Genomic DNA, 26997 nt, shown 5'->3' with positions numbered 1-26997 from the left:
TTATCCGCGTTTGCGGCGGCGCAGGCGATCCATGGCGGCTTCCAGGCTCAGGCGCATGCGTTCCAGGGCCTGCGAGAGGTCGCCCAGTTCGTCGTTCGAGGTGGCCTTCACCGGGCGGGTCAGGTCACCCAGCGAGATGGCGTCGGCCACCTTCACCAGGTCGCTGATGGGCTGCACGATGCGCTGCGCGGCCTGACGGGCCAGCAGGCTGGCGATGCCCAGGCCAATCAGGGTGGCCAGGATGGAAAGCAGCAGGATGTTCCAGAGAATGCGCTGGCTCTGGCTATCGATGATCCCCACGCTGACCCGCCGGACCAGGGTTGCATTTGCCGGGATGGCGCCCTGAACCGGGGTGATTCGGCCGTCCTGGTTCACGAACGTGACTCGGCTGGTGACGTAGGTGCCGCTGTCGAGGTTGACTTTGTGGCCGTTGGGGTTGCTCTGGCTCCAGGCAGCCAGCTGCTTGTTCACCGCGTCGTTCTTGAGGGGATCTTTGGTGCGGGTGTAGGACGTGCCGTTGGCACTTTCGACGCGCACGAACCCGACTTCGGGGTTGGTGACGATGGCGTCGAGTTGTTCGTCGGTCAGGGCCTGGAAACTGTCGTTCAGGGTGGTGCCGATGGCGGTGGCCAGGTTTTGGGCACTGTTGATGCTGGTGCGGTTTTGCTGCCCCGGCAGACTCAGGGCCAGCAGGCTCAGACTCAGCAGGCTCGACAGGCCCACGGGCAGCAGGGTCGCCAGCGTGATCTGGCGGGCCAGGCTGGTGCGCGGCAGGGTTTTGGCCGGCGCATCCTCGGTCACGGCGGTCAGGAATTCGGTCGTGGCGCGCGGGGCGGTGACCGGGGCGCTGTTCTCGGGGAGGTTCAGGCCGCCCGCGAAGTCGGCCCAGTCGTCCGTGAGGGGCCCTTTGGGTGAGCCGGCACGGCTGCCACCATCGGCCGTACTGGCACCACCGGCGGCAGTAGTGCTAATGGCAGCACTGTTGCCATTAACAGCACTGTGCAATTCACGGGCAATCGCGGCCTCGCTGGGCGTGGCGGTACTGGACAGGCTGGGGCCGGGCAGTCCACCCACCAGATTCACACCAGGGTCGTGGCCAGGCAGCAGGTTGGGGTCGTGGGTCGCCCAGTCCGGGAGCGGCGGCGCTTCAAGCAGGGCGGTGGGGCTGGCACCGCCGACAGGGGCAAAGGTCGCGGCGAAAGGGTCGTCACTGGCCGTGAAGCCGGCGCCGGCCGGGCTGAACACGTCGCCGCCCACCGAGCTGCCGCCCACCGGCAGGCTGAATTCGCTGAGTGAAATGTCGTTGGGCAGCGGGGGAGCCAGCACCGCCTCGTCCACCGGGGCGGGCGCAGCGCGGAAGGCCTGGCTGGGCGCGTCGCCGTCTTCCGGAATTTCCTCCAGCAGCACCTGCGCGCCCACCGAAAGGTAGACGCGCAGCAGCAGGTCGGCGCGGGCCTGCGTGGTGGGTTTCAGCAGGCGCCCGGCGCGGCGGCCCGCAAGCCGCTCGGCCTGCTGCTCGTTCAGGCCGAAGCGTTCCACCAGTTCCTTTTCCAGGGTGGGGCGAACTTCGTCGGGGACAGGCTGGCGGATGACGACGGTGTACTTCATGCGGGGAACCTCAGAGCAAGGGAGGAGGAAGCCGGGCAGTGCGGGTTTGGGTTTGGGCGCAGCTCAGGCATCAGGCCAGCCCTTTGGTGCGCAGTTGCCGGACGAACGCATGCAGGTGCTGCTCGTCGAGCTGGGCGGCGATGCTGGACAGCACCTGGGCCAGCGTGGGTTTCTCGCCCACTTCGTACAGGGCGTCGTCCACGATCAGTTCGGCCATAGGGCCCATGACGCTCACCAGGCACTGCGACACGGTTTGCAGGGTGCCGTCGGTCACGACCTGCTCACGCTGCACCGAGCGGCCAATCCAGGTATGCGCCTGCTCCAGCGCGGCCGAGACTTGCTCAGTGCTGATGTTCAGCGCGGCAGCGATGCCCTGCACGCTGCGCACGCCGTCGACCAGGTGCAGCACCTGCCAGACGCCGAAGGGCAGGGGCGTGTCGTCTTTCAGGGCGGCGGGGCGCTGCGGGATCACGGTTGCTGCGGTCATTGTTCCTCCAGGCCGGCGGCCCGCCAGTGTTCATCGCGCCGCAGCTCGCCCGCCGGCACGTCGTTCAGGCGCAGGCCCAGGCGGCGCAGGGTGGTCAGGTAGGCGGCCAGCAGGGCGGGTTTCAGTTCCTTGGGGTTGGCGTCCTTATCGACCTGCAACTGCCCGTTGAGCACCCGCACTTCATTGGCGAACGGGTCGAGGACAGGGTGTTTGCCAGACAACTGCATGCTCACCTGGCGCCACGCTTCACTGAAGGCCGGGTTGGCGCGGTGCGTGACCAGCACCAGTTTCTGCCAGAACGGCACCAGGTTGACATTCCCCTGCGCCGGGCCGTTCGAGACGGTCACGCAGGGCATCCCCGACTGCGGCAGGGCGCCGGTCACCACCCGCCCGGAATCCCAGAAGGAGCAGTGCGGGCCGGAGATCAGCGCGCCGTGAAAGCGTTCATTGACCAGCTGGTCGTAGGCGGCGGGCCAGGGGGTCTGCATTGGCCGGGCGGCGCTGGCCCGGCACGTCCACACGATCTCCGCCACCAGCGGATCGACCAGGGCCAGGCTCACCTGCGCCCGCGGCAGGGAACGCATGGTCACGTCCAGCGGCACGTCGCGCCCGCCCGCGCCCACGCCGCCCCGGGCTGCGCCGCGCACCCACACGAAGCGGGCCCAGCGGCCCTGATCCTGCACGTCCAGAATGGCGCTGAAAGTGGGGTCGAGGCGGCGTTCGAGGTCGCTGAGCACTTCCGTCCAGGGGTAAAAGTCGGTGGGGAGGCGCTGGTAGACCAGGCGTTCCTGGGGGACGGGCAGACGGGTGGGGGGGAGGGGCGGCGGACTGGCGGGGTTGGTCATGTCAGGTCTCTTGCAGGGGTGAAAAGCGACTGGGCGGGCACCGGGAGGGCATGGGGAAGGGGAACACGCCAGCAGTCGCCACGGGGTTCCACGTCATGAAACCCTTTTGCCTCTTACTGAGCGCTTACACCCGCCATGTAAGCGCAAAGGGCCAGGCGGAGGCAAGGGTAAGACAAGGGAAAATCGGCGGCGCGTCCACCCCCGCTGGCCTGTGGGGCCACAGCGTAAAAATTTGGAAGGCAACAGATCGGCGGAACGGTGGGGTTCGGGTGGGCCTTGAACCACCGACATGAAAAACCTCCCGTGCCGCTTGGACGGGAGGCCTGTGAAGGGCGCTGCTCAACCCAGACGGGGCTCAACCCAGACGGGGCTCAGCCCAGTTCTTGCAGCAGCTCCTGCACGCGGGCTTGCAGGTCGCCGCGCCCCTGCGGTGCGCCGAGCTGGTGCAGCCCGCCGTGGTAGGCGTCCGGGTCACCGAACAGGCGCGAGAGCAGGTCGAATTCGCGCTGTGAGCGCAGGCTGGCGTCGTCGCGGAACAGGGTCACGTACTGATCCTGAAAGGCCCAGTCGCTGAGTTGCCCGTCGAGGTACGCCTGCATCAGGCGGCGGTAGGGTTCCAGGCCCCCCGACGTCTCCCCCTGAGCGTTCAGCTGGGCATTCAGTTGGGCAGTGCCGGTACGGGCCGGGACATGCCCCTCAAACACCGGGGTCAGCGCCTCGGGGGTAATATCCCAGTTGTTCACCTCGAACTGCGGTTGACCGTCCTTGAACAGGATGAACTGCGGGCTGTGGTGGGTCAGGCCGGTCAGCTGGGCCACGTGGTTGCTGGCGGGGCGCCAGTCCACCACCCGGATGAAGCCCACCGGCAGATCGTGCTTTTGCAGGAAGGTTTCCACCACGCCGAAGCCCTGCATGGTCTTGTGGCAGGTGCCGGCCTTGAAAATGGCGGCCAGCGGGTACTCTTTCAGAAAGTCGTCCACTTCCTGAGGGGTCGTCAGGGGAAGGAGCACCTGGGTTTCAGCAGTTTGCGTCATGCCTTACAGCATAACTGCTGCTTTACAAAATGAAGTGAGCGGGGCTGCTTTTCCTGCGCGGCGCCCCGCTGTTTCCGCTTTTCATGACGCCACTCTGCTTAGAATGCGTACTGTGACTGAACTTCATGATTCTCGCCCGTCCGGGACAGCGGCACGGATTGCCCTGACGGCCTGCGGTGTGGCCCTGGCCGCCCTGCTGCTGACGCCCCTGGCCGCGCTGGGACGCTCTTTTGACGGTTCAGCGGCCCTCTTGCACGTCACCGGGCAGGTGCTGAACACTGGAGATCCCAACCTGAAGCTGCCCGCCAGTGGCCTGACCCTGACCCTGGCCTGGGCCACGCTGGCCCTGCTGGTCGTGACCCTGGCTGGTGCCTGGCAACGCGCCCGCTGGTTCTGGATCACGGGGCTGCTGGCCTTTGTGACCTCGCTGGCTGCCGTGCTGCTGCTCGACAGGACGCTGGCTGACTCAGCCGCCCAGGTCGCCAGCTCCACCCTGCGCCCCGGCGCGAAACGCGCCCTGCGCAACTTCTACGAGGGCGGCGGCATGAACCTGGGCCTGTTCGTGCCCATGCTGGCCGGGCTGGTGGCGGCCGGTGCGGGGCTGAGCGCCCAGCCGGCGTGGTGGCAGCGGCTAAACCGCCTGCGCGCCCTGCTGGTGCCGGCGGCCGCCATTGCACTGGCGGTGCTGGTAGGGGCCGGCATCGTACTGGTGGTGCAGCCGCCGGTCAACGCCACCGGACAGGCGCTGGGGGCGTGGGGCGGGTGGCTGTCGCGCACGGACCTGGTTTACTTCGTGTACTCCACGCTGTTCGCACCCATCACGCGCCTGCAGCCGTTCCTGGACAGCCTGAAACTGGCCACACCGCTGATCTTCACGGGCCTCTCGGTGGCGTTCGCGTTCCGCACCGGCCTCTTTAACATCGGCGGCCCCGGTCAGCTCACCATGGGGGCCATTGCCGCCATGCTGGTCGGCGTGTACGGCCCCGAGGGCCTGGGCTGGTTTCTGGCCCCCCTCGCGGTCATCGCGGCGGGCCTGGGCGGCGCCCTGTGGGGCGCCATTCCCGGCTTTCTGAAAGCCCGCTTCGGCTCCAGTGAAGTGATCAACACCATCATGCTGAACTACATCGCGTCCGGCATCTTCATTTTCCTGATCGGGTCGAACACCTTCCCGTTCTTCGGGCGGCAGATGAACCTGCCCATCAAGGCCCCCGGCGACGAGGCGCAGAGCTACGAACTGCACCAGGGCGCGCGCCTGCCTACCCTGATCCAGGTGCTGAACGTCGGCACGCCCGAGCAGATGAAACTCAGCCTCGGGTGGTTGTTCGCGCTCGTGACCTACCTGCTGGCGAACGTCTTCCTGAAAAGCCAGCGCCAGCGCACCCTGCTGGCCGCCGGCCTGGCCCTGCTGGTCGGCGCGCTCACCTGGCGCGTCGGCGTGCCGGTACAGCTCGACGGCTCGCAACTGAACGCCTCTTTCCTGATCGCGCTGGCCTGCGTGGGCATTTTCGGCGTGCTGATGTGGCGCACCGCCACCGGCTACGCCCTGCGGGCCGTGGGCCTCTCGCCCAAAGCCGCCGAGTATGGTGGGATCAGTGTCGCCCGGAACACCATCCTGGCCATGACCATCGCCGGGATGTTCGCGGGCCTGGCCGGAACACACTACGTGATGGGCGGGGCGCTGGACTCCTACCGCCTGAAAGGCAACATGCCGGTGGGCGTCGGCTTCGACGGCATCGCCGTGGCCCTGATGGGCCAGAACACCCCGGTGGGCGTGGTGGCTTCCGCGCTGCTGTTCGGCACGCTGGACACCGGGGGCGTGGACGCCGACCTGAAACTCGACGCCATCAACCGCGACATCGTGACCGTCCTTAAGGCCCTGGTGGTGCTGTTTATCGCCGCCGGGGGGTTCCTCAGCAAACGCATCACCAACCCGCCACCACCGCAACTGGCGCAGGCCAGCGGGCCCGCTCAGCGTGGCACGGCCGAAACGCCCGCCGGGACGCCCGCTCAACTCGCCTCGCCGGCCCCCGGCGGGCAACCCAACGTGGGCCGCGCCAGTGCCGAGATTGCCCGTGAAGAGAACATCCGCGAGGGGGGGCAGTAAATGGACGTCCTTACCCAGATTTTCAGCCTGACCTTTCTGATCACCTTCATTCGCAGTTTCGTGCCCCTGCTGCTGACCGGCATGGGCGGCCTGTTCAGCGAACGCTCGGGCGTGGTGAACATCGCGCTGGACGGCCTGATTATTTTCGGCGCGCTGGCCGGGGCAGTCACCACCCTGCTTATTGAACCCAGCGTCGGCGCCCTGGCTCCCTGGATCGGCTGGCTCGCCGGGGCCGTTACAGGCGGCCTGATCGCCTGGATTCACGCCGTCCTGAGCATCAAGTACCGCGCCGATCAGGTCATCAGCGGCACCGCCATCAACCTGCTGGCCGCTGGCGTGCCCTCGGTGATCCTGTCGGCGCTGTTCAACACCAGCACCGAAAGCCCCAAGGTCGAGCACCCGCTGCCGCTGTGGGGCATCGGCGACTTCCGCTTCTCGCCCCCCGTGTACTTCGCCGCCCTGCTGGTGGCGGTCGTCTGGTACGTCCTGTACCGCACCCCGTACGGCCTGCGCCTGCGCGCCACCGGCGAGAAACCCAGCGCCGCCGCCAGCATGGGTGTCAACGTGTACCGCATGCGCTACAGCGCCGTGATCCTGTCGGGCCTCCTCGCCGGTACTGCCGGGGTGTTCATGAGCATCGGCAACCTCACGGCCTATACCCGCAACATGAGCGCCGGGATGGGCTTCATCGCCCTGGCGGCCCTGATCTTCGGGCAGTGGAAACCGCTGGGGGTGCTGGGCGCCACCATGCTGTTCGGCTTTTTGCAGGCGCTGAGCCTCACGCTGGACGGCCAGGGCATCCTGCCCTCCAGCCTGGTGACCGCCCTGCCGTACCTGGTGACCATCCTGGCCCTGGTGTTCACGGGCCGCAGCGCCGCCCCCAAAGCCATCGGGCAACCCTACGGGGACTGAAGTTTAATCAGTCGTGGGGCAGTCCAGCGTGGCTGCCCTTTTCTTATTCGCCCTGCTTATTCACCGGGCACCACCACACTGTCCACCTGCACGCCGTAGCGCAGCAGAATGGTCTTCAGGCGCTGCATGGCCGCCACGGCCTGCGACCGCGCTTCCGGGTGAAACACCAGCGTCAAGGCCCCCGCCTGCCCGGCCCGTGGCTCACGCGCCTGCACCTGCAAGGGTTTTTTGAACGCCTGGTCGTGCATCAGGTCATTGAGAATGCGCGTGAACGTCAATTCGTCCACGCCGTCCAGCGTGAAGGCAATCCCATTTCGGCCAGCGGTCATGGCCCGCAGCATACCCAGCCACGCCCAGCCGGAATGCGCCCCCGGCCCCCGTTGACAAGACCCGGACTCGCTGATAACCTAGCTGAGCTTCCGAGGGAAGCACCCGCGAAAACGGGGCTGTGGCGCAGTTGGGAGCGCGTCTGAATGGCATTCAGAAGGTCAGGGGTTCGAATCCCCTCAGCTCCACCAGTAAAAGAGACGTTGCGAGAGCAGCGTCTTTTTTCTTTTGTGTCGTAGATCTGTGCGGGCGACAGCGGCTACACTTCCGGCTGTGGACATCATGAAACTCCGGGTGGTGTGGGGCAACCGTCCCATTCTGGGCGTGGCGGCGGGTGCCCTCATTCAGGACGAACAGGGGCGCGTGCTGCTGCAACGCCGGGGCGATGACGGCCGGTGGGGCGAACCGGGCGGCGGCGTCAACCCCGGCGAGGATTTTCTGAGCGGGGTGCGGCGGGAACTGCTGGAGGAAACCGGGCTGGACTGCCCCAACCTGACCTGGCTGGGCCTTGAGGACGGCGTGCAGAGCGGTGAGCGCATGTTCCTGCGTTACCCGAACGGCCATGAGATGTGCATCGTGGACATCCTGTTTCACGGGACGTTGCCCGCCGCCGCCCTGGAGCACGCGCAACCGGACGACAGCGGCGAAACCCTGGAGTTGCGGTGGTTCCCGCTGGACGACCTGCCGGAACTGAGCAGCAACATCAACCGCAACAACCTGAATATCCTGCGCCGCCGCGCCGGGATGCCGGAGTTGCCGCTGGGGCTGGTGCCCCCCCTCGACCTGAGCGGCAGCGGCACCTTCTGGGCCGATTTCCGCCGGCTGGTCGGCCCGCAGCAACCCCTGTTCCTTCCCGGCGCCAGCGTCCTGCTGACTGACGAACAGGGGAGACTGCTTCTGCTGAAGCACGCCAACTCCGGCGACTGGGTGCTGCCGGGCGGAAAACTCGTTCCCGGCGAATCGCTGGAAGACTGCGCCCGCCGCGAGACGTTCGAGGAAACAGGCCTGAGCGTCACCAACCTGAAGCGCGTGCAACTGCTGGCTGGCCCGGAGTTCCGCTTCACCGATCATCAGGGCATGTGGGACAGCGTCGGCATGATCTACGAGGCGCAGGGGATGACTGGTGACCTGCGGCTGCCAGCTGGTGAAATTGAGGACGCCTGCTGGTTTACCCCCGGGGAACTGCGCCGTGTCCGTTTGCTTGGTCTTTACACCGAAAAAGCCGTCGAGCACTGGGTCGAGGTACGCCGCGTGGAGGGATAGCAGGTGGTGCCTCTGCTGTTGTTCTGTTGCGTTGGCGAGTGAAAGAAACGGCTGTTCTGGACGCCGCGAAGGGAAGAGGGGTGCGCTCACCTGTGCAAAACAGGATCAGCCGCCCGGTTTGAACGGCCGCTGCAAAGCCGACGCGGGCACGTCCAGGCGGCCCCCTTGCTGCCGGTCGCCCACCTGAATGGTCAAGGGGTACGTCAGGTCTTTTTGCTGGCAGAGCTTTTCTTGCCGGTTGCACGTGAACAGTTGCAGGGCCAGCTGCGCGTTGTGGGGGCCGGGCGGGGTGCGCGCCGGAACCTTGAAGCTCAGGATCACGGGGTGCACCTGCCCAAAGTAACCGCTGAACTCCGCCCCGCCATTCACGAAGGGCCGCCCGCTGGGGGACTTCTTCCACTGTCCCCACGGCGTTTTCAAGATCAGGGAATTGGGCGCTCCCCGGTTGAGCAGCACACCTGAATCCGGTGCGGGCAAGCGCACGGTAAGGGTCACCGTCTGACCCGCCTGCGCGGACAGCGTGACGGGTGTAGGCGCAGGAGCCATCAGCAGAAACAACACGAAGGTAAGCTAGAGCATTGGGCAAAAGAACGCAGTGATTTTATCCGAGCAGAGCGCGTCATTCGGAGAACTGCTCGGGCACCACTTCCCGAAAAGAATGTCTCCACAAAAGAAAAGTGCCGGAAGAGGCTGGACTTCCGGTCAGTGCTGAATGGTTGTGTTATCCGGACTATGGGCCTTGCACCCGCTGATCGCCTGCCCCGGTGGGGCTGCTGAAGTCCGTTCGCACGTCCGTTTTCACTGCTGCTTGACTGCATGCGGTAGGAGGTGGACGCCACCCTCCCGGCCTCAACCCGACTTCTGTCGCGGATTGACCAGCTCGGCCAGTTCCAAGTATGCGCAGGCCACGTCAGGAATGCGTGAGCCAAACGTTGCAGTGACCTTAAGCCAAAAAGCGGAGGCAAGAACAACCATCGGCGCCTATCTGCAAGACAGGTCAACCTCCCCCTTGCTTTATTAAACTAAACTCCCTTATCCTACTTAAGTCATGAAATTGACCCCTCGTGAACTGGAACTGTTGAACCTGATCCGCGAGGCTCCGGCCAGTGCGCCCGAGGAGCTGGCGCGGCGGCTGGGCACGAGCCGCGCGGCCGTGAATGTCCACGTGAGCAGTCTGATTCGCAAGGGCGCGCTGCTGGGGCGCGGTTACCTGCTGCCCACGAAGTCCCGGCGGCACGTGACGGTGGTGGGCGGCGCCAACGTGGATTTCAAGTCCCGGACGCTGGCCCCCGCCCTGCCCGCCACCAGCAACCCCGGCACGACCCGGCAGGCGGTTGGCGGCGTGGGCCGCAACGTCACGGAGAACCTGGCCCGGCTGGGCGTTGCCGTGAACCTCATCAGCGCCGTGGGGCGTGACGCCCTGGGCGACTTCCTCCTGAGTGAAACCGAGAAAACAGGCGTGGACGTACGCGGTGTCCTGCGCAGTGTCACCCACCCCACCGGGACTTACACCGCCATTCTGGACGCCACGGGCGAGTTGCTGGTCGCGGTGGCCGCCATGCAGGTCATGGACGAACTGACGCCCGCGGCCCTTCAGGAACGCCGCGCCGCCCTCAGCGGGGCACAGTGGGTGATCACGGACGGGAACCTGACCCCGGCCACCCTCACTCACGTCCTGAAGCTCGCGGCCCAGGTAAACGTCAAAACCGTGTTCGAACCCGTGAGCGTTCCCAAAGTCGCGCATCTGTTCTCTGCCCTGGACGCAGGCTTCGCGCCTGATGTCATCACCCCCAACCTCGCCGAACTCTCTGCCCTGACGGGAAGAGATGTGCCGGACACGGAACAGGGCATCCGCTCCGCCGCCCTTACCCTGCACGCCAGAGGCATCCCCCTCGTCTGGGTGCGGCGCGGCGCCAGAGGCAGCGCCCTCTCTGGCCCCGACACCCTCCACACGTTCCCCGCGCTGCCCGCCCAGGTCGTCGACGTCACCGGAGCCGGAGACGCCATGCTCGCCACCTTCGTCGCCGCCCTGATGGAGGAGCAACTCCCGGAGCAGGCCGCGCGACTTGCCCACGCCGCCGCTGCCCTCACCATCGAAAGCGAACACACGGTCCGGCCAGACCTCACCCTGCAAAGCATCTCGGAGAGGCTGACAGCTGGTGGCGAATAGCTGAAAGATGTCCTGCTCACCGGAAAAACCGTAGCTCACCGCTGTTTTTTCACTCTTTCCACCTTCTCCCACAACCCCTGCAAGGAGTTCCCATGAACATTTCCCCTGATCTCGCTGCCCTGATGGACATTCAACCCGAAGTTTTCGCCGCGCTGGACGCCGGGCAGCCCGTGGTGGCGCTGGAGAGCACCATCATCAGCCACGGCATGCCTTTCCCGCAGAACGTGCAGATGGCGCGGGAGGTCGAGGCGATCGTGAGGGAGAACGGCGCGGTGCCGGCGACCATCGCGGTGCTGGGCGGGCGCCTGAAAGTGGGCCTGAGCGCCGACGAGCTGCACCTGCTGGCGACCGACCAGACCGTGGAGAAAATCAGCACGCGCGACCTGCCCGTGACCGTGGCCCTGGGGAAAAACGGGGCGACCACGGTGGCCTCCACCATGCGCATCGCTTCCCTGGCGGGCATCCGCGTGTTCGCCACGGGCGGCACGGGCGGTGTTCACCGGGGCGCGGAAAGCAGTATGGACATCAGCGCCGATCTGCTGGAGCTCGCGCACACCGATGTCTGCGTGGTCAGTGCAGGCGTGAAAAGCATTCTGGATATCGGCCTGACGCTGGAAGTGCTGGAAACGCAGGGGGTTCCGGCCATCACCCTGGGTAGTGAGGAGTTTCCTGCGTTCTACTCCCGCCAGAGCGGGTTCAAGTCCCCCCTGACGGTTCAGACGGAAGCCGAGGCCGCCCGCGTCCTGCATGCCAAATGGGTCATGGGCCTGCACGGCGGCGTGCTGCTCGCCAACCCCATCCCCGCCGAGTCCGAAATTCCTGCGGCGGACATGAACCCGCACATCGGGCAGGCCCTGAAAGACATGGACGCCCTGGGGCTCACCGGCAAGGACACCACGCCGTACCTGCTGGGCCGCATCGTGGAAATCACTGGCGGCAAAAGCCTGGAGACAAACATCGCCCTGGTGAAGAACAACGCCAGGGTGGCGGCCAGAGTCGCAGCGGAGTACGCGAAACTGAGGGCATGAACCCAACTCATCAGGTGGTGTGCGGCATTGTCCTGAGTGAACAGCGCGTTCTTCTGGGCCACCGTAGCGCCAGGAAACAGTGGTATCCGAATGTCTGGGATTTTCCTGGTGGTCATGTGGAGATGGGCGAAACACCCCTGGCCGCCCTGCAACGTGAAATGAGAGAGGAACTGGGCATTGGTGTCTTGCACGCCAGGCCAGTGAGGGAGGTGGCTCTGGCCGAGGTTCACCTCACCTTCTGGCTGGTGAACCGTTGGGAAGGAAAACCCACCAACCTGGCCCCCGACGAGCACGATGATCTGCGCTGGTTTGCGCTGGATGACCTTCGGGGGCTGGCTCTGGCCGACGATTTCTACCCTGACCTGATTGCGGAAGCGCTTAAGCTGACTCTTTGAGGTTCCTGTTCCCGCCGCAGGCACCTTCCGGCATCCGGGCTGGTGGTAGGCTTCTTGCGGTATGGACTTATTTGATGTCGTGGTGATTGGGGGCGGCCCGGGCGGGTACGTGGCGGCCATTCGTGCAGCGCAGCTGGGCCTGAAGACGGCCTGTGTGGATGCCTTCGAGCGGAACGGCAAGGCCAGCCTGGGCGGCACCTGCCTGAACGTGGGCTGCATTCCCAGCAAGGCGCTGCTGGATACCAGCGAGAAGGTGGAAGTGGCCAAGCACGACTTCGCGGAGCACGGCATCAGCGTGGGCGAAGTGAACGTGGACGTGCCCCGGATGCTGGCCCGCAAGGACAGCGTGGTCGACAAGCTCACGGGCGGCATCGCCTACCTGTTCAAGAAGAACAAGGTCACCTCCTTCTTCGGGCTGGGCAAGTTCGTGCGTCAGGACACGGACGGCTGGGTCATCGACTGCGCCGGAACGGAAGTCAAGGCGAAGCACGTGATCGTGGCGACCGGCAGCAACCCCCGCGCCCTGCCCCTGGCGCCGTTCGGTGGGCACATCGTGGAGAACAGCGGTGCCCTGGCGTTTGGTCAGGTGCCCGATAAACTGGGCGTGATTGGCGCCGGCGTGATCGGCCTGGAGCTGGGGAGCGTGTGGCGCAGGCTGGGCGCTCAGGTCACGGTGCTGGAGGCCCTGCCGGGGTTCCTGATGGCCGCCGACGACGCCGTGGCCAGAGAGGCCCTGAAGCAGTTCCAGAAGCAGGGCCTGGATTTCCACTTCGGCGTGAATATCACCAGAGTCGAGCAGAACGACGCGGGCGTCACGGTGACCTACACCGAGAAGGAGCAGGAAGTCACCGCGCAGTTCGACAAACTCATCGTGTCCATTGGCCGCGTGCCGAACACGGGCGGCCTGAACGCCGAGGGCGTGGGCCTCACGCTGGACGAACGCGGATTCGTGAAGGTGGACAGCCACTACCGCACCAACCTGCCGAACGTGTACGCCATCGGTGACGTGATCGGCGGGGCCATGCTGGCCCACAAGGCCGAGGAAGAAGGCGTGGCGCTGGCCGAGATGCTGGCCGGCCAGGCCGGGCACGTGAATTACGACGTGATTCCCTGGGTCATTTACACCAGCCCCGAAATCGCCTGGGCGGGCCTGACCGAGAAGCAGGCCAAGGAAAAAGGCCTGAGCGTGAAAACCGGTCAGTTCCCCTTCAGCGCGAACGGCCGCGCCCTGGGGCACGGTGACCCGCGCGGCTTCGTGAAGGTTGTCGCGGACGCGGGCACCGACAAGATTCTGGGCGTTCACCTGGTCGGCCCGAACGTGTCCGAACTCATCGGGGAAGTGGTCGCCATCATGGAATTCGGCGGCAGCAGCGAAGACCTGGGCCGCACCATCCACGCCCACCCCACCCTCAGTGAAGCGGTGAAGGAAGCCGCGCTGGCCGTGGAGAAACGCGCCATTCACATGTAAGCGGGGCGGAAACCCAGGGAGAGGTCGCTGCGGCGGCCTCTTTTTCCTTTTGCGACCAGCAGGGGGCTGAACGTAATTCACTTCCAGCCACGGCGCAAGGCTGACCGCTAACATCTTCTTGTGCCTGCCCACCTTTCTCGTGAACCGGAAGTGCTGACGGTCGGGCGCGTGGAGGTGGCCTTGAAGCGCAGTGCTTCGCGGCGCACGCTGGGGTTACAGGTGCGCGGCGGGGTGGCGTCGGCCCACGCGCCCCCACAGATGTCGCGGGAACTGATCGTGAGGTTTCTGGAGTCGAAACGCGACTGGCTGGAGAAGCATGTGCGGCAACAGCAGGCCCAGCAGCCCCGCGTGCGGGAGTGGCAGGATGGCGACCTCGTCCCCTTTCTGGGTGAAACTTTGACGCTCAGGCTGGTTGCCGGCACGCGGGTGGAACAGCGCGGTAATGAACTTTTTGTTCCCGTGACGGACACGGCCTTACAGCTCAAGAAATGGACACGTAAAGCCGCGCTCCAGCCCTTCACGGAACTGGTGCAGAAGTATGCGTCGGGCCTGGGCGCGTCGGATCGGCTGGGGCGTGTGGCCGTCAGTGACACCCGCACGCGCTGGGGCAGTTGCACCGCGCACGGGGACATTCGCCTGCACTGGGCCCTGAGCCGCGCGCCGCTGGAGGTGCTGCACTATGTGGCCCTGCACGAGGCCGCGCACCTGCTGGAACTGAACCATTCCCCGCGTTACTGGGCGCACGTGAAACGCCTCATGCCCGGTCACGCCGCGCAGCGCCGCTGGCTGAAAGAAAACGGGCACACACTTCTGGGGTAAGGGGACGCGAACTGTGGGCCATAAGTGTTCTCGCCCACTGCGCGTGGTTCACGGCTGGTAAGTCTTGAACAGTCCGCCGTACCCGGCGTTGGGGCGCGTGCGGTAGAACACCAGGCTGACCGGCAGGTTGCTGCCGCTGGCAGGGATAAAATCAATGTTCAGGCGGTCGGACAGCGAGCGCCACAGCAGCACCGGCTGGTTGGGTTGCAGGGCGTTGCCGGTGCGCGGCAGCTTGATGGCCTGGGTCAGGGGACCGTCCTCGATGTTCATGGCGCCCCGGTACAGGCCGCCCCGGGGACTCAGGGCCACGGCGGTATTCAGGGCCCCATTCACTTCCAGGTCGTACAGCACGCCGTAATTGCCGGCCAGGCGCTGCGGCTGCCCGGTCAGGCGGTCGAGGCCTACAGCGGCCGGATCCACGGCTCCGTCTCCTATGACGATGCGGGCAGGCAGGCTCGCCAGGTTCACGCGCAGTTTACGTACGGCGTTCGGGAATGTGCCGCGCTGGTGGCGTCCGTCGGGGGCCAGGTAGGGCAGTTGCTGCACGACCTGCTGGGTGGGGGGCAGGTTGTCTTCCAGCATCATGAAGGTCAGTTCCACGCGGCCACTGGCGCTCAGGTCTTGCAGGACGTTCACGCCGCTGCCCTGGCTCAGGGTGGGGCTGGCATAGGCGGCGGCGCTTTGACCGGGGGCCAGCGTCAGGGTCTGGTTGCCACTGCTGGCGAAGTACTCCAGCAGCGTCACCTGCCCCAGCTGACCTTCGATGCGGGTAGGCGCGGTTTCGCCCAGGCGTTCGGTGCGCACCTCCACCGGGCGGGCCTCCAGGTTGCGGGCCATGACGTACAGGCGCGCGGGGCGGCCCAGGTTGTTCAGGTGATAGGCCAGCAGGCGGGCGCGGCCCACCACAGTGTCCTGGTACAGCACGCCGCTGCGGTCCGGCGCTTCGGGGCTGTCGCTGAACAGCAGCGGGAAACTCTCGCCGTACACGGTCTGGGCGGTCACGGCGGGGTAGCCCAACACCTGCGGATCATCGAAACTGTCGCCCGGTTCGCTGTACTTCAGGGCGTAGGTCAGCGGGGTGTCGATGGGCGTGCCCTGCACCGTGATGGTGCGCGTGAACGGTGGACTTTTCGTTCCGCGGGCGTTCGTGACCTGCATGCCGATGGTGTACGTGCCCGGCTGAAAGAACACGTCCTGCCGGTTCGTCCAGCGGCGGGCGGTGATGTCCGCGCCGTCGGGGTCGAAGGGGTATTCGGTGTACACGACGCGTTCACCGGGGGCGTACACCAGTTTGTCGGTGGAAAAGCGCGCCTGTGGCAGCAGCGGGTTGCCGCCACTGCGCAGGGTGGTGATGGTCAAGACGCGGCCCGCCGGGTCGGTGCTGAGGTTGCCGTTCAGGGCGTCCACCAGCAGGCGCACACTGACGTACAGCGTGCCGGCCACCGTGGCGACATTGCCGTCCGGCTGCGGCTGGCCGTTCAGGGTGGCGCTGCCGCGACTGGCGTCGATTCTCAGCCGCCCGATCTGGGTCACGCCGTCGGCGGTGGTGAGGGCTTGCCCCATCAGGGCGGCCACTTCGCGCAGCGGCACCATGATGCGCCCCTGAATATTGCGCGGCGCGGCCTGCAAGGTGACGTTCTGGCCATTCAGAAAAGCCGTTTGCTGGTCGCTGGAGAGGGTCAGCTGCACCGAGCCGACCGAGGCCACCACGGCGTGGGCGACGCCCCCCAGCGAGGCGCAAGAAAAAGCGCTGAGCACCAGGGACACCGTGGTCAGCGCAGCGCGTTGCCAGCGCGGCGGACTTCGGTGGCCCCGGGAGGCACGGGATAACTTGGGAAAAACGGCAAAACTCACGGCCCAGAGTATGACCCGTGAAGCTGACTGAAATCTGCCAAGATGTCCTGACTATTAAGAACCTGAAAGCGGGTGGACGTCAAGAGGGGCCGTATTCGTGCCCACCCAGACGGCAGAATCAGGAAGCCTTGGCGTTCTCATGGAATTCCAGGCGTTCGGCCTGCCCATTTTCATGGGTGTTCGCCGACTCCCCGAATTCCAGTTCGATGTGCAGCGACGCCGGCGGGGCAAGAGGCAGCGCCAGCCGCGAACCGACAAAGGCCCCCAGCAGATCGAACAACCAGTCGACCACCCCCGCTTCACGCGGCGGCACGAACGCCTGATGCACCTCGTCCAGCGCCCCGAACCACGCCGCCAGCACCCAGGCCAGTTGCCGCTGCCCGGTGGCTTTGCCCAGGCAGAAGCCCAGCGCCAGGTAACCCAGGCCGTGGGCGGCCCAGTCCAGCGGGTGCGGCAGCGCTGGCCCCGGCGTCCTGGCCCCCGAACTCAGCAGCCAGATCACGCCCATGAGCAGCAGGGTGGGCAGCCACCAGGCCGGTTTAGCAGCGCGGGCCTGACTCAATGTCCGTGCCCACCCGCGACCTGGGCCTCCTGTGGATGCTGGCACAACTCGATCAGGGTGCCTGCGCCCCATTTTGGATGTAGAAACACCACCGTGGTGCCGTGCAGGCCCGGCCCCGGCTGCTCGGACAGGAAGGTGGCCCCCTGACCCCTCAGCCGCGCCATTTCCGCGTGGATGTCTTCCACCCGGTAGGCCGTGTGATGCAGCCCCGGACGGTTCTTCTCCAGGAACCTGGCAATGGCACTCTCGGGCCGCAGCGGCGCAAGCAGTTCCACCACCGCGTCCCCCACCCGGAACACGCGCACGCGCACGCCCTGCGCCTCCACCACTTCATCCTCACCTTCTGGCGTGAACCCCAGCGCCAGGTAGGGCTCACTGCCCATGTCCAGATCAGGCGTCGCAATCCCAATATGATCCAGCTTCATGCCCCCAGCGTACCCCGTTCAGTACACCAGTGTCCCTGCCTGAGCCAGAAAAGGCAGTGGGGGCAGGCGTTGAAGCCGCTGAGCAGACCTCGCCTCATGTCACCACCTGCCACTGAGCGCTCCAACCTTTAGAATTCGTTTCGTGTCCGTGACCGCTGTTCTTGCCGTGCTCCTCTCCTACGTTCTGGGGGCCGTTCCTGCCGCCGCCTGGGTCGCCCGTTCGCGCGGCGTGGACATTCGCCAGGTCGGCAGCGGCAACAGCGGAGCCACCAACGTGCTGCGGTCGCTGGGCAAAGGCCCGGCCTTCGTGGTGGCCGCGTTCGACATCCTGAAAGGCGCCCTGGCGGTGCTGCTGGGCCGCCTCCTGGGGCTGCCCGAGCCCTGGGCGGCCCTGTGCGGTGTGGCCGCCGTGCTGGGGCACAATTTCAGCCCCTTTCTGGGTTTTCGTGGTGGCAAGGGTGTGGCCACCAGTTTCGGTGTGGTCGGTATGATTCACCCTGTGGTGGGAATCAGCGCCTTTATTCTCGCCATCTTCATGATGTGGATGACCCGCTTTGTCAGCGCCGGCAGCATCCTGGGCGCCGCCGCGGCCATCGTGATGATCGTCATGGTGCAGGCCCCGCTGTGGATGATGGGCGCCGTCATTTTCCTGGCCGGACTGCTGATCTGGCAGCACCGGGGCAACATCCAGAAGCTCCAGGCCGGCACGGAAAGAAGGCTGGGAGAGAAAACCTGAGCCCAACTCGGTCAGGCCAGTTTCACTCCCTCGTCCGCGCCGTCATAGAGCAGGACGACCTGAAGTGCCTCGCCTCCGCCAAACTGCACCTTGAATTCCTGTAGGCCAAGCCGGAAGACTTCGCCCGCCTGAGCCTGTTGCCCATATCACTCAGGGAATTTCTAGCCCGGCAGCGGCAATTCCGGGCCTGATACGTTCAAATACGTAAAAACCCCCGCCACGACGGACGGGGGCTTTTTCTGTTTCAGGCGGACGACTTACAGAAAAGGGTCTGGGTGGAATGCCCCGGTTTTCAAACCGGGGATGCAGAACCCAGCCGCCCCACAAGGGGCGAGGTGCTGATGCTTATGTCTGAGGCGAAAGCGCCGCCGTGTGATATGCTGCAACAGCAATGCCCCCGCGCACTCCTACATGCCGGGGACGTGGCAATCACCTTAAAGGGAGGTGACGCAAATCCACACTACCACGCACTTAAAGACGTTTCGCTACCGGCTGCGCCCTACCAAAGCGCAGGAAGCGACGTTGACCGAACAACTCCGGCTCTGCCGAGGGTTGTACAACGCCGCCTTGCAGGAACGTCGGGACGCCTACCGCAAGGCTAAGAAGACGGTCACAGGGTACGACCAGATGAAGCGCCTGACGGAAATCAAGGCCGACTTGCCGGAGTACAAGGGGGTATACAGCCAAGTCCTTCAAGACGTTCTCAAGCGGCTGGACAAGGCATTCAAGGCGTTCTTCCGGCGCATCAAGGAAGGCAGTAAGCCCGGCTACCCACGCTTCAAAGGCGCGGGTTGGTACGATTCCATCTGCTACCCACAGTCTGGGTTCAGCGTCTCCGAGAAGACCGCGTTCTTCTCCAAAATCGGCAACATCCGAATCCGGCTGCACCGCCCGCTAGAGGGCAAGCTGAAAACGGCAACCATCACGCGGGACTGCGGCGAGTGGTACGTGTCCTACGTTTGCGAAGTGGAATCCCAGCCGCTTCCCGAAACGGGCAGTCAGGTGGGCGTGGACGTGGGTACGGCATACTTCTGCATTACCTCCGATGGGGAGTTTGTCGAGAACCCGCGCCACTTCCAGCGCAGCATGAAGGCACTGCGGGTCAAACAACGTTCACTGAGCCGCAAGAAACGTGGTTCCAACAGGCGGAAGAAAACCAAAGCCGCCGTCGCCAAGTTGCACCGCAAAGTGGCGCGGCAACGGCTGGACTTTCATCACAAGACCGCCACCAAGCTCATCCGGGAGAACGACTTGGTGGCACACGAAGACCTGAACGTGTCAGGGATGGGCAGGGGCAACTTGGCCCGGTCAATCCACGATGTCGGGTGGGGTCAGTTCTTTTCTCTCCTTGCTGTCAAGGCTGTGAGTGCTGGACGGCAAGTTATCCGCGTAGACCCGAAATACACCAGTCAGGCGTGCAACAAATGCGGGCATACCTGCCGGGAAAATCGGGTCAGTCAATCGCGGTTTGTGTGTCAGGGTTGCGGTCATACGGCAAATGCCGACTGGAACGCCGCTCTGAACATTCTGGCAAGGGCCTTGCCATCAGTCCAGAACGTAGAAGTTATGCGTGGACTGAGAAGCCCCGGAATTCATTCCGGGGAGTAGGTCACAGCGAGATCAAAAACGGATCTTCCAGGCTTTCGCACACGGAGCGCAGGAAGCGGGCGGCGTCGGCGCCGTCGATCAGGCGGTGGTCGTAGGTCAGCGAGAGCGGCAGCATGTTGCGCGGCTCGAACTCGCCCTTCTCCTTGTTCCACACAGGTTCCAGGCCGCCGCGCGAGACGCCCAGGATGGCGACCTCGGGGCTGTTCACGATGGGCGTAAAGGCGTGACCGCCGATGCCGCCCAGGTTGGAGATGGTGAAGGTCGCGCCCTGCATCTCGTCGGGCTTCAGTTTGCGTTCCCGGGCGCGTCCGGCCAGTTCGGAAAGTTCCAGCACCAGCTCGGTGATGGTCTTCTTGTCGGCGTTCTTCACCACGGGCACCAGCAAGCCCACCGGCGTATCGACGGCCACGCCGATGTTCACGTAGTCCTTGAACACGATCTGCTCGGCGGCCACGTCCAGCGAGGCACCAAACTTGGGGAACCTGTGCAGGGCGCCTGCGATGACCTTCATGATGATGTGCGTCATCGTCAGCTTGCCGCCGGCCTTCTCCACGCGCGCGCTGAAGCGCTTGCGGGTTTCTTCCATCACCGTGATGTCGGCCTTGTCGAACTGCGTGACCATGGGAATGGTCGTCCAGGCCTGCGTCATGCTGCGCACGGTGGCCTTGCGGATGCCGCTCATGTCCTCACGGGTCACCTGGCCCCACTTGCTGAAGTCGGGCAGCGGCGCCGCTTGTGGCGCGGGGCTGGCGGCCTGCGGAACGCCTGCGGCCGCTGGGGCAGCCTGAGGAGCGGCAGCCTGGGCGGCGGGAGCCACGCTGGGAGTGCCGGCGGTGCGGCGCACATCCTCCTCGCTGATACGTCCGGCGATGCCGGTGCCGTGCACGGCGTGGATGTCCACCTGCATCTCGCGGGCCAGGCGGCGCACGCTGGGCGCGGCGGGAACGATGGTGCGCCCGTCGAAGGTCTGCGGGTTCTGCGTGCCGGCCTGCCTGGGGGCGGCCGCCTGTGCCTGCGGCGTGCCGGGGGCCTGCCCGGCGGGCGCGGCCTGTTCAGCCTTCGTCTGCTCCTGCTGCGCGGCCTGCTGGACCTGGGCCACGCGGTTGGCGGTGCCTGAGTTGGCCTTCTCTGGGGCAGGGGAGACGGGCGTGCTCTCCACATTCGCTGCCTGGTTCCCGCCACCCTGGGCCGGTGCGGCCGCTTCGGCGCCGGGGGCAACGCCGCCCGCGCTGCCTGTCAGGGTCAGCAGGGGGGCGCCGATCTTCACGCTGTCACCCACCTGCACGTTCACGCTGTCCACCGTGCCGCTGGCGCTGGACGGCACTTCCACCACGGCCTTGTCCGTTTCCAGCTCGATGATGGGCTGGCCCTCCGAAACGGTGTCGCCCCGGTCTACCAGAATGGCGACCACAGTGCCTTTCTCGATGTTGTCGCCCACATCGGGCAGGTTCACGGTCTGAGAGCCGCTGGAGGCCGCAGCGGGGGCGGCCGGGGTAGCCTGGGCCTGTTCGGTCTGCCCCGCCTGCTGGGCCTGGCTGGCCACCTGGGACGCCGCCACCTGATTCGCCTGCGCGGCGTTGGTGGACTGCGGGGTATTTTCCACGTTGGCTGCCTGATCGCCACCGCCACCGGAAGGGCTGTCACTAGATGGGGAAGCGGCCTGCGCCGCAGCATTGGCCGGAGCCGCACCCTCGCCGCCCAGCGTGGCGATCACGCCTCCGATGGGCAGGCTGTCGCCCACCTGCACGTTCACGCTCTGCACGGTGCCGCTGGCCGTCGCCGGCACCTCCACCACGGCCTTGTCCGTTTCCAGCTCGATGATGGGCTGGCCCTCCGAAACGGTGTCGCCCACGTCGATCAGCACGGCCACCACCGTCCCCTTCTCAATATTGTCGCCCACGTCGGGCAGTTTCAGTTCAGTCGCCATAAATCTCCTTCGGACTCGTCAAGCTGCTTCGCACAGAAGTCTAAGAGGCTGAGGGCCACAGGGCTAAGGGGGTTTTCTTGACGCTTAAATCCTTTTAGACCCTGTGACCGTGCCTCAGCGCAACACGGGGGCTTCGCGTTCGGGGTCGATGCCCAGGTCGGCAATGGCTTTGGCCACGATGTCACCCTTGATCTTGCCGTCGCGTTGCAGGGCGTACAGGGTGGCGACCACGACGTGCTTGGCATCCACCTCGAAGAAGTCGCGCAGTTCCTCGCGGGCCTCGCTGCGCCCGAAGCCGTCGGTGCCGAGCGTCCAGAGTTTGCGGTCAAGGTGGCCGTTCAGGCCGTCCGCGCCCAGTTTCACGTAGTCGCTCACGGAAATGAGGACGCCGGGGGCGTTTTCCTTGCTGAGCTGCTGCGCGACGTAAGGCACGCGGGGCGCTTCGGTGGGGTGCAGCATGTTCCAGCGCTGGGCGCTGAGGGCGTCCTGGTGCAGCTCCTTGTAGCTGGTCACGCTCCACAGGTCGGCGGCCACGCCGTACTCCTCGAGCATCTTCACGGCTTCCTGCGCCGCACCCATGGCCGGGCCGCTGGCCAGCAGCTGCGCTCTGAGTTTGGCCTTGGTGTTGCTGCTCTTCTGGAAGCGGTACAGCCCCTTCATGATGCCGTCGATGACTTCCTCTTTGGGCCGGTCGGTGGGCATGGGGGGCTGAATCTCGTTCTCGTTGTCGATGGTGACGTAGTAGAACTCGGCGATGTCGTCCACGTACATGCGCTTGATGCCCATCTCGAAAATCGCGGCGATCTCGAAGGCGAAGGCCGGGTCGTAGGTTTTCATGTTCGGCACCACGTAGGCTTGCAACTGGCTGTTGCCGTCCTGGTGCTGCAGGCCCTCGCCGGCCAGCGTGGTGCGCCCGGCGGTGGCGCCCAGCAGGAACCCGCGCGCCAGTTCGTCACCGGCGGCCCAAACCAGGTCACCGACGCGCTGCATGCCGAACATCGAGTAGTACACGTAGAACGGAATCATCGGGATGCCGTGCACGGCGTAACTGGTGGCGGCGGCAATCCAGGAGGCCATGGCCCCCGCCTCGGTGATGCCCTCTTCAAGCATCTGGCCGTCCTTGGCTTCCTTGTAGTACATCAGGGTGCCGCTGTCCACCGGCTTGTAGTTCTGGCCGCGTGGGCTGTAGATCCCGATGCGGGGCACCAGCGCGTCCATGCCGAAGGTGCGGGCCTCGTCGGGCACGATGGGCACGATGTATTTGCCGATGTCCTTGTCGCGCAGCAGTTTCGACAGCATGCTCACGGTGGCCATGGTGGTGCTCACGGCGCGCTCGCCACTGCCCCCCGCGAACTCGTCGTAGAACGCGCCGTCCGGCAGCGGCAGGTGCGGATACTCGACCTGGCGGGCCGGCACGGGGCCGCCTAACTTCTGGCGGTGCTCCAGAACGTACTTCGCTTCCGGGCTGTCTGCGCCGGGGTGGTAGAACTCCATGTGCTCGACCTGCTCGTCGGTGAGGGGCAGCTTCAGGATGTCGCGCAGCTGCATCAGGGCCTTGTAGTCCAGTTTCTTGACCTGGTGCGCCACGTTACGCGCCTGCGCCGTCTCGCCCAGGCCGAAGCCCTTGACGGTGCGGGCAATGATCACGGTGGGGCTGCCCTTGTGTTCGCTGGCGGCCTTGTAGGCGGCGTACACCTTGCGCACGTCGTGCCCGCCCCGGTTCAGCAGTTCCAGGTCGGCGTCCGACCAGTCGGCGATCAGTTCCTTCAGCTCGGGCGTGTTGAAGAAGTTCTCGCGCAGTTCCTTGCCCCCGAAGGCCGCGTAGCGCTGCGACTCGCCGTCCACCATCAGCTCGAAACGCTTGACGATGTGGCCGTTGTAGTCCTTTTGCAGCAGTTCGTCCCACTTGCTGTCCCAGATTACCTTGATGACGTTCCAGCCCACGCCGCGGAACAGCGCCTCGAACTCCTGAATGACCTTGCTGTTGGCGCGCACCGGGCCGTCCAGCCGCTGAAGGTTGGCGTTCAGCACGAAGATCAGGTTGTCCAGGTTCTCGTAGGCCGCCACACGAATCGCGCCGATGCTTTCCGGCTCATCCATCTCGCCGTCGCCCAGGAAGGCCCACACCTTCGCGTCACTGGGTTTTTTCAGGCCGCGGTTCTCCAGGTACTTCAGAAAACGCGCCTGGTAGATGGCCTGAATCGGCCCCAGGCCCATGCTGACCGTGCTGAACTCCCAGTAGTCCGGCATCAGGTACGCGTGCGGGTAGCTGCTCAGGCCCGGCGTGCTCTGCAGCTCGCGGCGGTAGTTGTTCATGCGCTCCTCGCTGAAGCGCCCTTCCAGGAAACTGCGCGCGTACACGCCGGGGCTGGCGTGCCCCTGGAAAAAGATCAGGTCGCGGTCCGGCGAGTCGTAGCCCCGGAAAAAGTGGTTGAAGCCCACCTCCAGCAGCTCCGCCGCCGAGGCGTAGGTCGCCAGGTGCCCGCCGATGCCGTCACTTTTCTTGTTGGCCTTGATCACCATGACCGCCGAGTTCCAGCGCATGATGTTGCGAATCCTGAGTTCCATGTCCAGGTCGCCGGGGTACTCCGGCTGATCCTCGGGGGGAATGGTGTTGATGTACGGCGTGGTCTGCTTGAACTCGATGGGCGTGCCGTAAAAGTAGGCGTAATGCTCCAGATCCAGCAGCAGTTCGGCGGCGCGTTTCACCCCGCCGTCAGTCATGACGTAAGCCAGCGAGTCCAGCCACTCCTGCGTCTCCAACTGGTTCAGTTTCTCCCGCTCGGTGGCGGGTAATCCCGCACGCGGCGGGGTTTTCAAAGGCGCGTTAGTCATACCCATACAGTGTAGGCGTTTGCCCATCAACGCTTCCAACAGGGCATTGTCAAAGGATTCACCAATCCAGCTGGTGAATTCGTCAAGGCCGGGTCATGCGCGGCTTATAGTTCGGGAGTGAGGGAACGGGCATGATCGAGCTGCGGCACCTGCGGCATTTCGTGGCGCTGGCCGAGGAGGAGCACTTCGGGCGGGCCGCCGAGCGCGTGTTCGTGGTACAGCAGGCGCTGAGCAACAGCATCCGCAACCTGGAAGAGGAGGTGGGGGTGCCACTGGTGCTGCGAACCACCCGCCGCGTGCAACTGACGCCCTCGGGGCAGGAATTCCTGATCGGGGCGCGCGAAACGCTGGCGCTGGCCGGGCAGACGGTGGAACGGGCGCGCCAGGCCGCCAGAGGCGAGGTGGGGCGCTTGCGGGTGGGCTTCGTGAGCGGCCTGGCTTTTGGTGGCCTGCCGGAGATCGTGCGCACATTTCGCGCACTGTACCCGAACGTCAGTGTGGATCTGCGCGAACTGACCGCGCAGGAGCAGGAAACGGCCCTGCGGAGCGAGCAGATCGACGTGGGCCTGATGCTTTTGCCGGTGCGCGATCCCGGCCTGGCGGCCCGCGCCCTGTGGCGGCAACCGCTGGTGGCTGCGCTGCCGGCCCAGCATCCGCTTTCGCGCAAACGCAAGCTGAAGATCAGTGACCTGGCCGCCGAGGACTTCGTGTTTTTCCCGCGTCACCTGAGGGCCACCTACTTCGATCAGGTGATGCGCTGGTGCGACGAGGCCGGGTTTACGCCGCATGTCGTGCAGGAGGCCATCGAGGTGCCCACCCTGCTGAGCCTGGTGGCGGCGGGGGTGGGGGTGTTCCTGCCCATTCAGTTTTTCAGCCGCCTGTCCCTGCCTGGCGTGGTGTATCGCCCCATCGAGGACGCGCCCGTGATCGACATCGTGGCGGTGTGGACACGCAAGCAGGGTGCAGGCCACCCCATCGTGAAGGCCTGGCTGGGGGTGGCGCAGGACGTGATCGCCGGACAGGAAACCGCCACAATCTTGTGAAGAACGACTGGCCGAGAAGGGTCATCTGCTTTCTTTAAACTCCGTTAAACCATTCAATAACCCTTTTTTAATGAACAGATTTTAAGTGTGCTGAGCAGCATTTTGTTTGGGAGATGGGAAAGCGGACGTTCGGGATCTGGTTTCTTTCGGACTCACGAAAGCTTGAACGTAGAAAAAGCTACGACGTTGTAACACTTTTGTGATGCATTTCCCCTTTTACTGAGTCCAGAAAGCGCACGGCCGGGCCGGCTGGCGTCGATCATCTCCACCATCTTCACCAGGAAGAACTCCAGCCCCCGCTGGAAAGGACGAACCATGACCGGAATCCAGAGCAAAACTGAACGCCTCGGCAACATTCTCACCACCCTGCGCAGCAGCATGCCCGAACTGCGGGGCGCGCTGATCGCCACCTCCGACGGCCTGCCCATCGCCCAGAGCTTCTCGGACAGCACCGACGCCAACCGGGTGGCGGCCATGGCCGCCACCGCCCTGGGGCTGGGCAAACGCATCAACGACACGCTGGGGGCCGGCAGCCTGAGTGAGATGAGCGTCTCGGGCCTCAACGGTCAGGTGTTCATCTACAGCGTGGGCGCCAAAGGCGCCCTGGCGGTGGTGACCCCGGCCGGGGTAAACCTGGGCCTGCTGCACATGGAAGCCCGCGACGCTGCCCAGGCCGTCGCCAGCGTGCTGTAAACCTCCTCGAACTCATTCCAAAGGAACTTTTCATGACCAACCTGCGTCCCACCCTCGGCGATTTCAACTCGGTCGTCTGCTTCAAAGCGGTCATCACCGGGGTCGAAGACACCCTCGGCCCCGACGGCGCGGCCGTGGTCTTTACCCGTGCTGGCCGCGTGCGCGGCCACGAACTGGCCCGTGAACTGGGCGTCAGCAACAGCAGTGTCAGCCCCGAAGAAATCGCTGAACTGCTCGACGGTGCCATCGGGAAGCGCGGCACCTGCCTGACCGGCGTCAAAAGCGTTGCCAAAGACGGCGACAACTACATCGTGGAGTGTTTCGATACCGTGTGCAGTGCCGGCGAACCCCAGGGCAGCGACCGCAAATGCACCTTCACGCTCGGCGCGGTGCAGGGTGCCCTGGAAGAAATCACCGGCCAGACCTTCTACGGTGAGCAGACCGACAGTGTCCTGCGCGGCGGCCAGTACGACCGCTTCCTCTTCAGCCCCCTGTAAGCAGAGGTGTAAGGAAAATAGTCGCACTGGCAAGAACAGGAGAGGTCAGGGTTCGCCCCTGATCTCTTTTTCCAGTTCCACCATCCAGTGGTGTGCTTGCTGAACAGCATTTCTCAGGTCATCCGGGCCGACGAGAGAATGGAGTTCCTGAAACCTCGCCATCACATCCGGCGGCAGCAGGGAGGGGTTAGCCGCCGTGAACAGCACTTCCGTACCTTCGCTTCGGTGTTTGACATCCAGCCACAGGTCAATATCCGAGAATTCGTCGGCCAGCGCGTTTGCATCCGCACCTCCCAGCCACGCAGCATGAAGAAAGCCAGGGGCTTCAACCGCCGACCGAAGACGGTGCAGCAACTC

General features: G+C 65.2%; 25 protein-coding genes and 1 tRNA gene. 14 read left to right on the top strand and 12 right to left on the bottom strand.

The genetic code is table 11. From position 1 onward, the window contains the following. From E5Z01_RS04695 to abxC, 4 genes are all read right to left on the bottom strand, one after another. Complete coding sequence (locus E5Z01_RS04695; RefSeq protein WP_135228306.1) at window positions 1–1608, bottom strand: HAMP domain-containing protein; 1608 nt, start codon at window positions 1606–1608, stop codon at window positions 1–3. A 70-nt stretch (window positions 1609–1678) separates the two neighbouring features. After that, the gene (locus tag E5Z01_RS04690; protein WP_119763363.1) at window positions 1679–2095 is read right to left on the bottom strand and encodes a DUF8082 domain-containing protein; all 417 of its coding nucleotides are present in this window, start codon (window positions 2093–2095) and stop codon (window positions 1679–1681) included. Continuing rightward, on the bottom strand, window positions 2092–2940 hold the full coding sequence (locus E5Z01_RS04685) for a hypothetical protein (protein WP_135228305.1): 849 nt from the start codon (window positions 2938–2940) through the stop codon (window positions 2092–2094). Before E5Z01_RS04685 ends, E5Z01_RS04690 begins: the two co-directional genes overlap by 4 nt. Window positions 2941–3311: 371 nt before the next feature. Continuing rightward, window positions 3312–3974, bottom strand: a complete 663-nt coding sequence (gene abxC / locus E5Z01_RS04680; RefSeq protein ID WP_119763359.1) for a monothiol bacilliredoxin AbxC — start codon at window positions 3972–3974, stop codon at window positions 3312–3314. A 112-nt stretch (window positions 3975–4086) separates the two neighbouring features. Here abxC and E5Z01_RS04675 point away from each other — a divergent pair, with 112 nt between their 5' ends. Continuing rightward, window positions 4087–6078: an ABC transporter permease gene (locus E5Z01_RS04675; RefSeq protein WP_420810829.1), complete on the top strand. Its 1992-nt coding sequence runs from the start codon at window positions 4087–4089 to the stop codon at window positions 6076–6078. Next, window positions 6079–6990 (top strand): ABC transporter permease, encoded by a 912-nt coding sequence (locus E5Z01_RS04670; protein ID WP_135228303.1) that lies wholly within the window; start codon window positions 6079–6081, stop codon window positions 6988–6990. 56 nt (window positions 6991–7046) lie between these two features. On the opposite strand, the gene E5Z01_RS04665 is transcribed toward E5Z01_RS04670, so the two are convergent. Beyond that, the gene (locus tag E5Z01_RS04665) at window positions 7047–7319 is read right to left on the bottom strand and encodes a hypothetical protein (RefSeq protein WP_233554533.1); all 273 of its coding nucleotides are present in this window, start codon (window positions 7317–7319) and stop codon (window positions 7047–7049) included. Window positions 7320–7432: 113 nt separating this feature from the next. Here E5Z01_RS04665 and E5Z01_RS04660 point away from each other — a divergent pair. Next, window positions 7433–7508: transfer RNA gene (locus tag E5Z01_RS04660), tRNA-Ala, on the top strand. Window positions 7509–7599: 91 nt separating this feature from the next. Then, window positions 7600–8580 (top strand): NUDIX domain-containing protein, encoded by a 981-nt coding sequence (locus E5Z01_RS04655; RefSeq protein ID WP_135228376.1) that lies wholly within the window; start codon window positions 7600–7602, stop codon window positions 8578–8580. Window positions 8581–8685: 105 nt separating this feature from the next. Here the strand turns inward: E5Z01_RS04655 and E5Z01_RS04650 are convergent, their stop codons facing one another. After that, the gene (locus E5Z01_RS04650) at window positions 8686–9141 is read right to left on the bottom strand and encodes a hypothetical protein (RefSeq protein WP_135228302.1); all 456 of its coding nucleotides are present in this window, start codon (window positions 9139–9141) and stop codon (window positions 8686–8688) included. Window positions 9142–9628: 487 nt separating this feature from the next. On the opposite strand from E5Z01_RS04650, the gene E5Z01_RS04645 reads away from it, so the two are divergent. The 5 genes from E5Z01_RS04645 (at window position 9629) to E5Z01_RS04625 (ending at window position 14460) form a co-directional block, all read left to right on the top strand. Continuing rightward, window positions 9629–10750 carry a carbohydrate kinase gene (locus E5Z01_RS04645; protein WP_135228301.1) on the top strand — a complete coding sequence of 374 codons (1122 nt, stop codon included), beginning with the start codon at window positions 9629–9631 and terminating at the stop codon, window positions 10748–10750. 92 nt (window positions 10751–10842) lie between these two features. Continuing rightward, window positions 10843–11778 (top strand): pseudouridine-5'-phosphate glycosidase, encoded by a 936-nt coding sequence (locus E5Z01_RS04640; RefSeq protein ID WP_135228300.1) that lies wholly within the window; start codon window positions 10843–10845, stop codon window positions 11776–11778. Then, window positions 11775–12173: an NUDIX domain-containing protein gene (locus tag E5Z01_RS04635; protein ID WP_135228299.1), complete on the top strand. Its 399-nt coding sequence runs from the start codon at window positions 11775–11777 to the stop codon at window positions 12171–12173. Before E5Z01_RS04640 ends, E5Z01_RS04635 begins: the two co-directional genes overlap by 4 nt. Before the next feature lie 61 nt (window positions 12174–12234). Continuing rightward, complete coding sequence (lpdA, locus tag E5Z01_RS04630; RefSeq protein WP_135228298.1) at window positions 12235–13641, top strand: dihydrolipoyl dehydrogenase; 1407 nt, start codon at window positions 12235–12237, stop codon at window positions 13639–13641. 120 nt (window positions 13642–13761) lie between these two features. Then, window positions 13762–14460, top strand: a complete 699-nt coding sequence (locus E5Z01_RS04625; protein ID WP_240738187.1) for a M48 family metallopeptidase — start codon at window positions 13762–13764, stop codon at window positions 14458–14460. A 48-nt stretch (window positions 14461–14508) separates the two neighbouring features. Here the strand turns inward: E5Z01_RS04625 and E5Z01_RS04620 are convergent, their stop codons facing one another. From E5Z01_RS04620 to mce, 3 genes are all read right to left on the bottom strand, one after another. Next, complete coding sequence (locus E5Z01_RS04620; RefSeq protein WP_135228374.1) at window positions 14509–16167, bottom strand: stalk domain-containing protein; 1659 nt, start codon at window positions 16165–16167, stop codon at window positions 14509–14511. A gap of 265 nt (window positions 16168–16432) precedes the next feature. Further along, window positions 16433–16876 (bottom strand): VanZ family protein, encoded by a 444-nt coding sequence (locus tag E5Z01_RS04615; RefSeq protein ID WP_338069131.1) that lies wholly within the window; start codon window positions 16874–16876, stop codon window positions 16433–16435. Further along, entirely contained in the window at window positions 16873–17301 is a 429-nt protein-coding gene (mce, locus tag E5Z01_RS04610) for a methylmalonyl-CoA epimerase (RefSeq protein ID WP_135228296.1), read from the bottom strand. Before mce ends, E5Z01_RS04615 begins: the two co-directional genes overlap by 4 nt. A gap of 142 nt (window positions 17302–17443) precedes the next feature. On the opposite strand from mce, the gene plsY reads away from it, so the two are divergent. Both plsY and E5Z01_RS04600 read left to right on the top strand, forming a co-directional pair. Then, a complete protein-coding gene (gene plsY, locus E5Z01_RS04605; protein WP_135228295.1) occupies window positions 17444–18037 on the top strand; it encodes a glycerol-3-phosphate 1-O-acyltransferase PlsY in 594 nt (197 codons plus the stop codon). 522 nt (window positions 18038–18559) lie between these two features. Then, window positions 18560–19645, top strand: coding sequence for an RNA-guided endonuclease InsQ/TnpB family protein (locus E5Z01_RS04600; protein WP_240738186.1), 1086 nt, complete (start codon window positions 18560–18562; stop codon window positions 19643–19645). Between the two features lies 1 nt (window position 19646). Here E5Z01_RS04600 and E5Z01_RS04595 read toward each other — a convergent pair whose 3' ends face one another. Together E5Z01_RS04595 and aceE are read right to left on the bottom strand one after the other, a co-directional pair. Continuing rightward, on the bottom strand, window positions 19647–21572 hold the full coding sequence (locus tag E5Z01_RS04595) for a 2-oxo acid dehydrogenase subunit E2 (RefSeq protein WP_135228294.1): 1926 nt from the start codon (window positions 21570–21572) through the stop codon (window positions 19647–19649). A 114-nt stretch (window positions 21573–21686) separates the two neighbouring features. Beyond that, window positions 21687–24407 carry a pyruvate dehydrogenase (acetyl-transferring), homodimeric type gene (aceE, locus tag E5Z01_RS04590; RefSeq protein WP_167757768.1) on the bottom strand — a complete coding sequence of 907 codons (2721 nt, stop codon included), beginning with the start codon at window positions 24405–24407 and terminating at the stop codon, window positions 21687–21689. 134 nt (window positions 24408–24541) lie between these two features. Here aceE and E5Z01_RS04585 point away from each other — a divergent pair, with 134 nt between their 5' ends. The 3 genes from E5Z01_RS04585 to E5Z01_RS04575 all read left to right on the top strand — a co-directional run bounded on the left by E5Z01_RS04585 (window position 24542) and on the right by E5Z01_RS04575 (window position 26640). Continuing rightward, on the top strand, window positions 24542–25450 hold the full coding sequence (locus E5Z01_RS04585) for a LysR family transcriptional regulator (RefSeq protein WP_135228372.1): 909 nt from the start codon (window positions 24542–24544) through the stop codon (window positions 25448–25450). Window positions 25451–25765: 315 nt separating this feature from the next. Continuing rightward, window positions 25766–26143 (top strand): roadblock/LC7 domain-containing protein, encoded by a 378-nt coding sequence (locus tag E5Z01_RS04580; RefSeq protein ID WP_119763331.1) that lies wholly within the window; start codon window positions 25766–25768, stop codon window positions 26141–26143. 32 nt (window positions 26144–26175) lie between these two features. After that, complete coding sequence (locus tag E5Z01_RS04575; RefSeq protein ID WP_119763329.1) at window positions 26176–26640, top strand: hypothetical protein; 465 nt, start codon at window positions 26176–26178, stop codon at window positions 26638–26640. A 45-nt stretch (window positions 26641–26685) separates the two neighbouring features. Here E5Z01_RS04575 and E5Z01_RS04570 read toward each other — a convergent pair whose 3' ends face one another. Next, a complete protein-coding gene (locus tag E5Z01_RS04570) occupies window positions 26686–26994 on the bottom strand; it encodes a hypothetical protein (protein ID WP_135228292.1) in 309 nt (102 codons plus the stop codon). Window positions 26995–26997 lie beyond the last annotated feature (3 nt).

The sequence above is a fragment of the Deinococcus fonticola genome (assembly GCF_004634215.1).
Classification (GTDB): Bacteria; Deinococcota; Deinococci; order Deinococcales; family Deinococcaceae; genus Deinococcus; species Deinococcus fonticola.
This window is presented reverse-complemented; position numbering and strand designations above follow the sequence as displayed.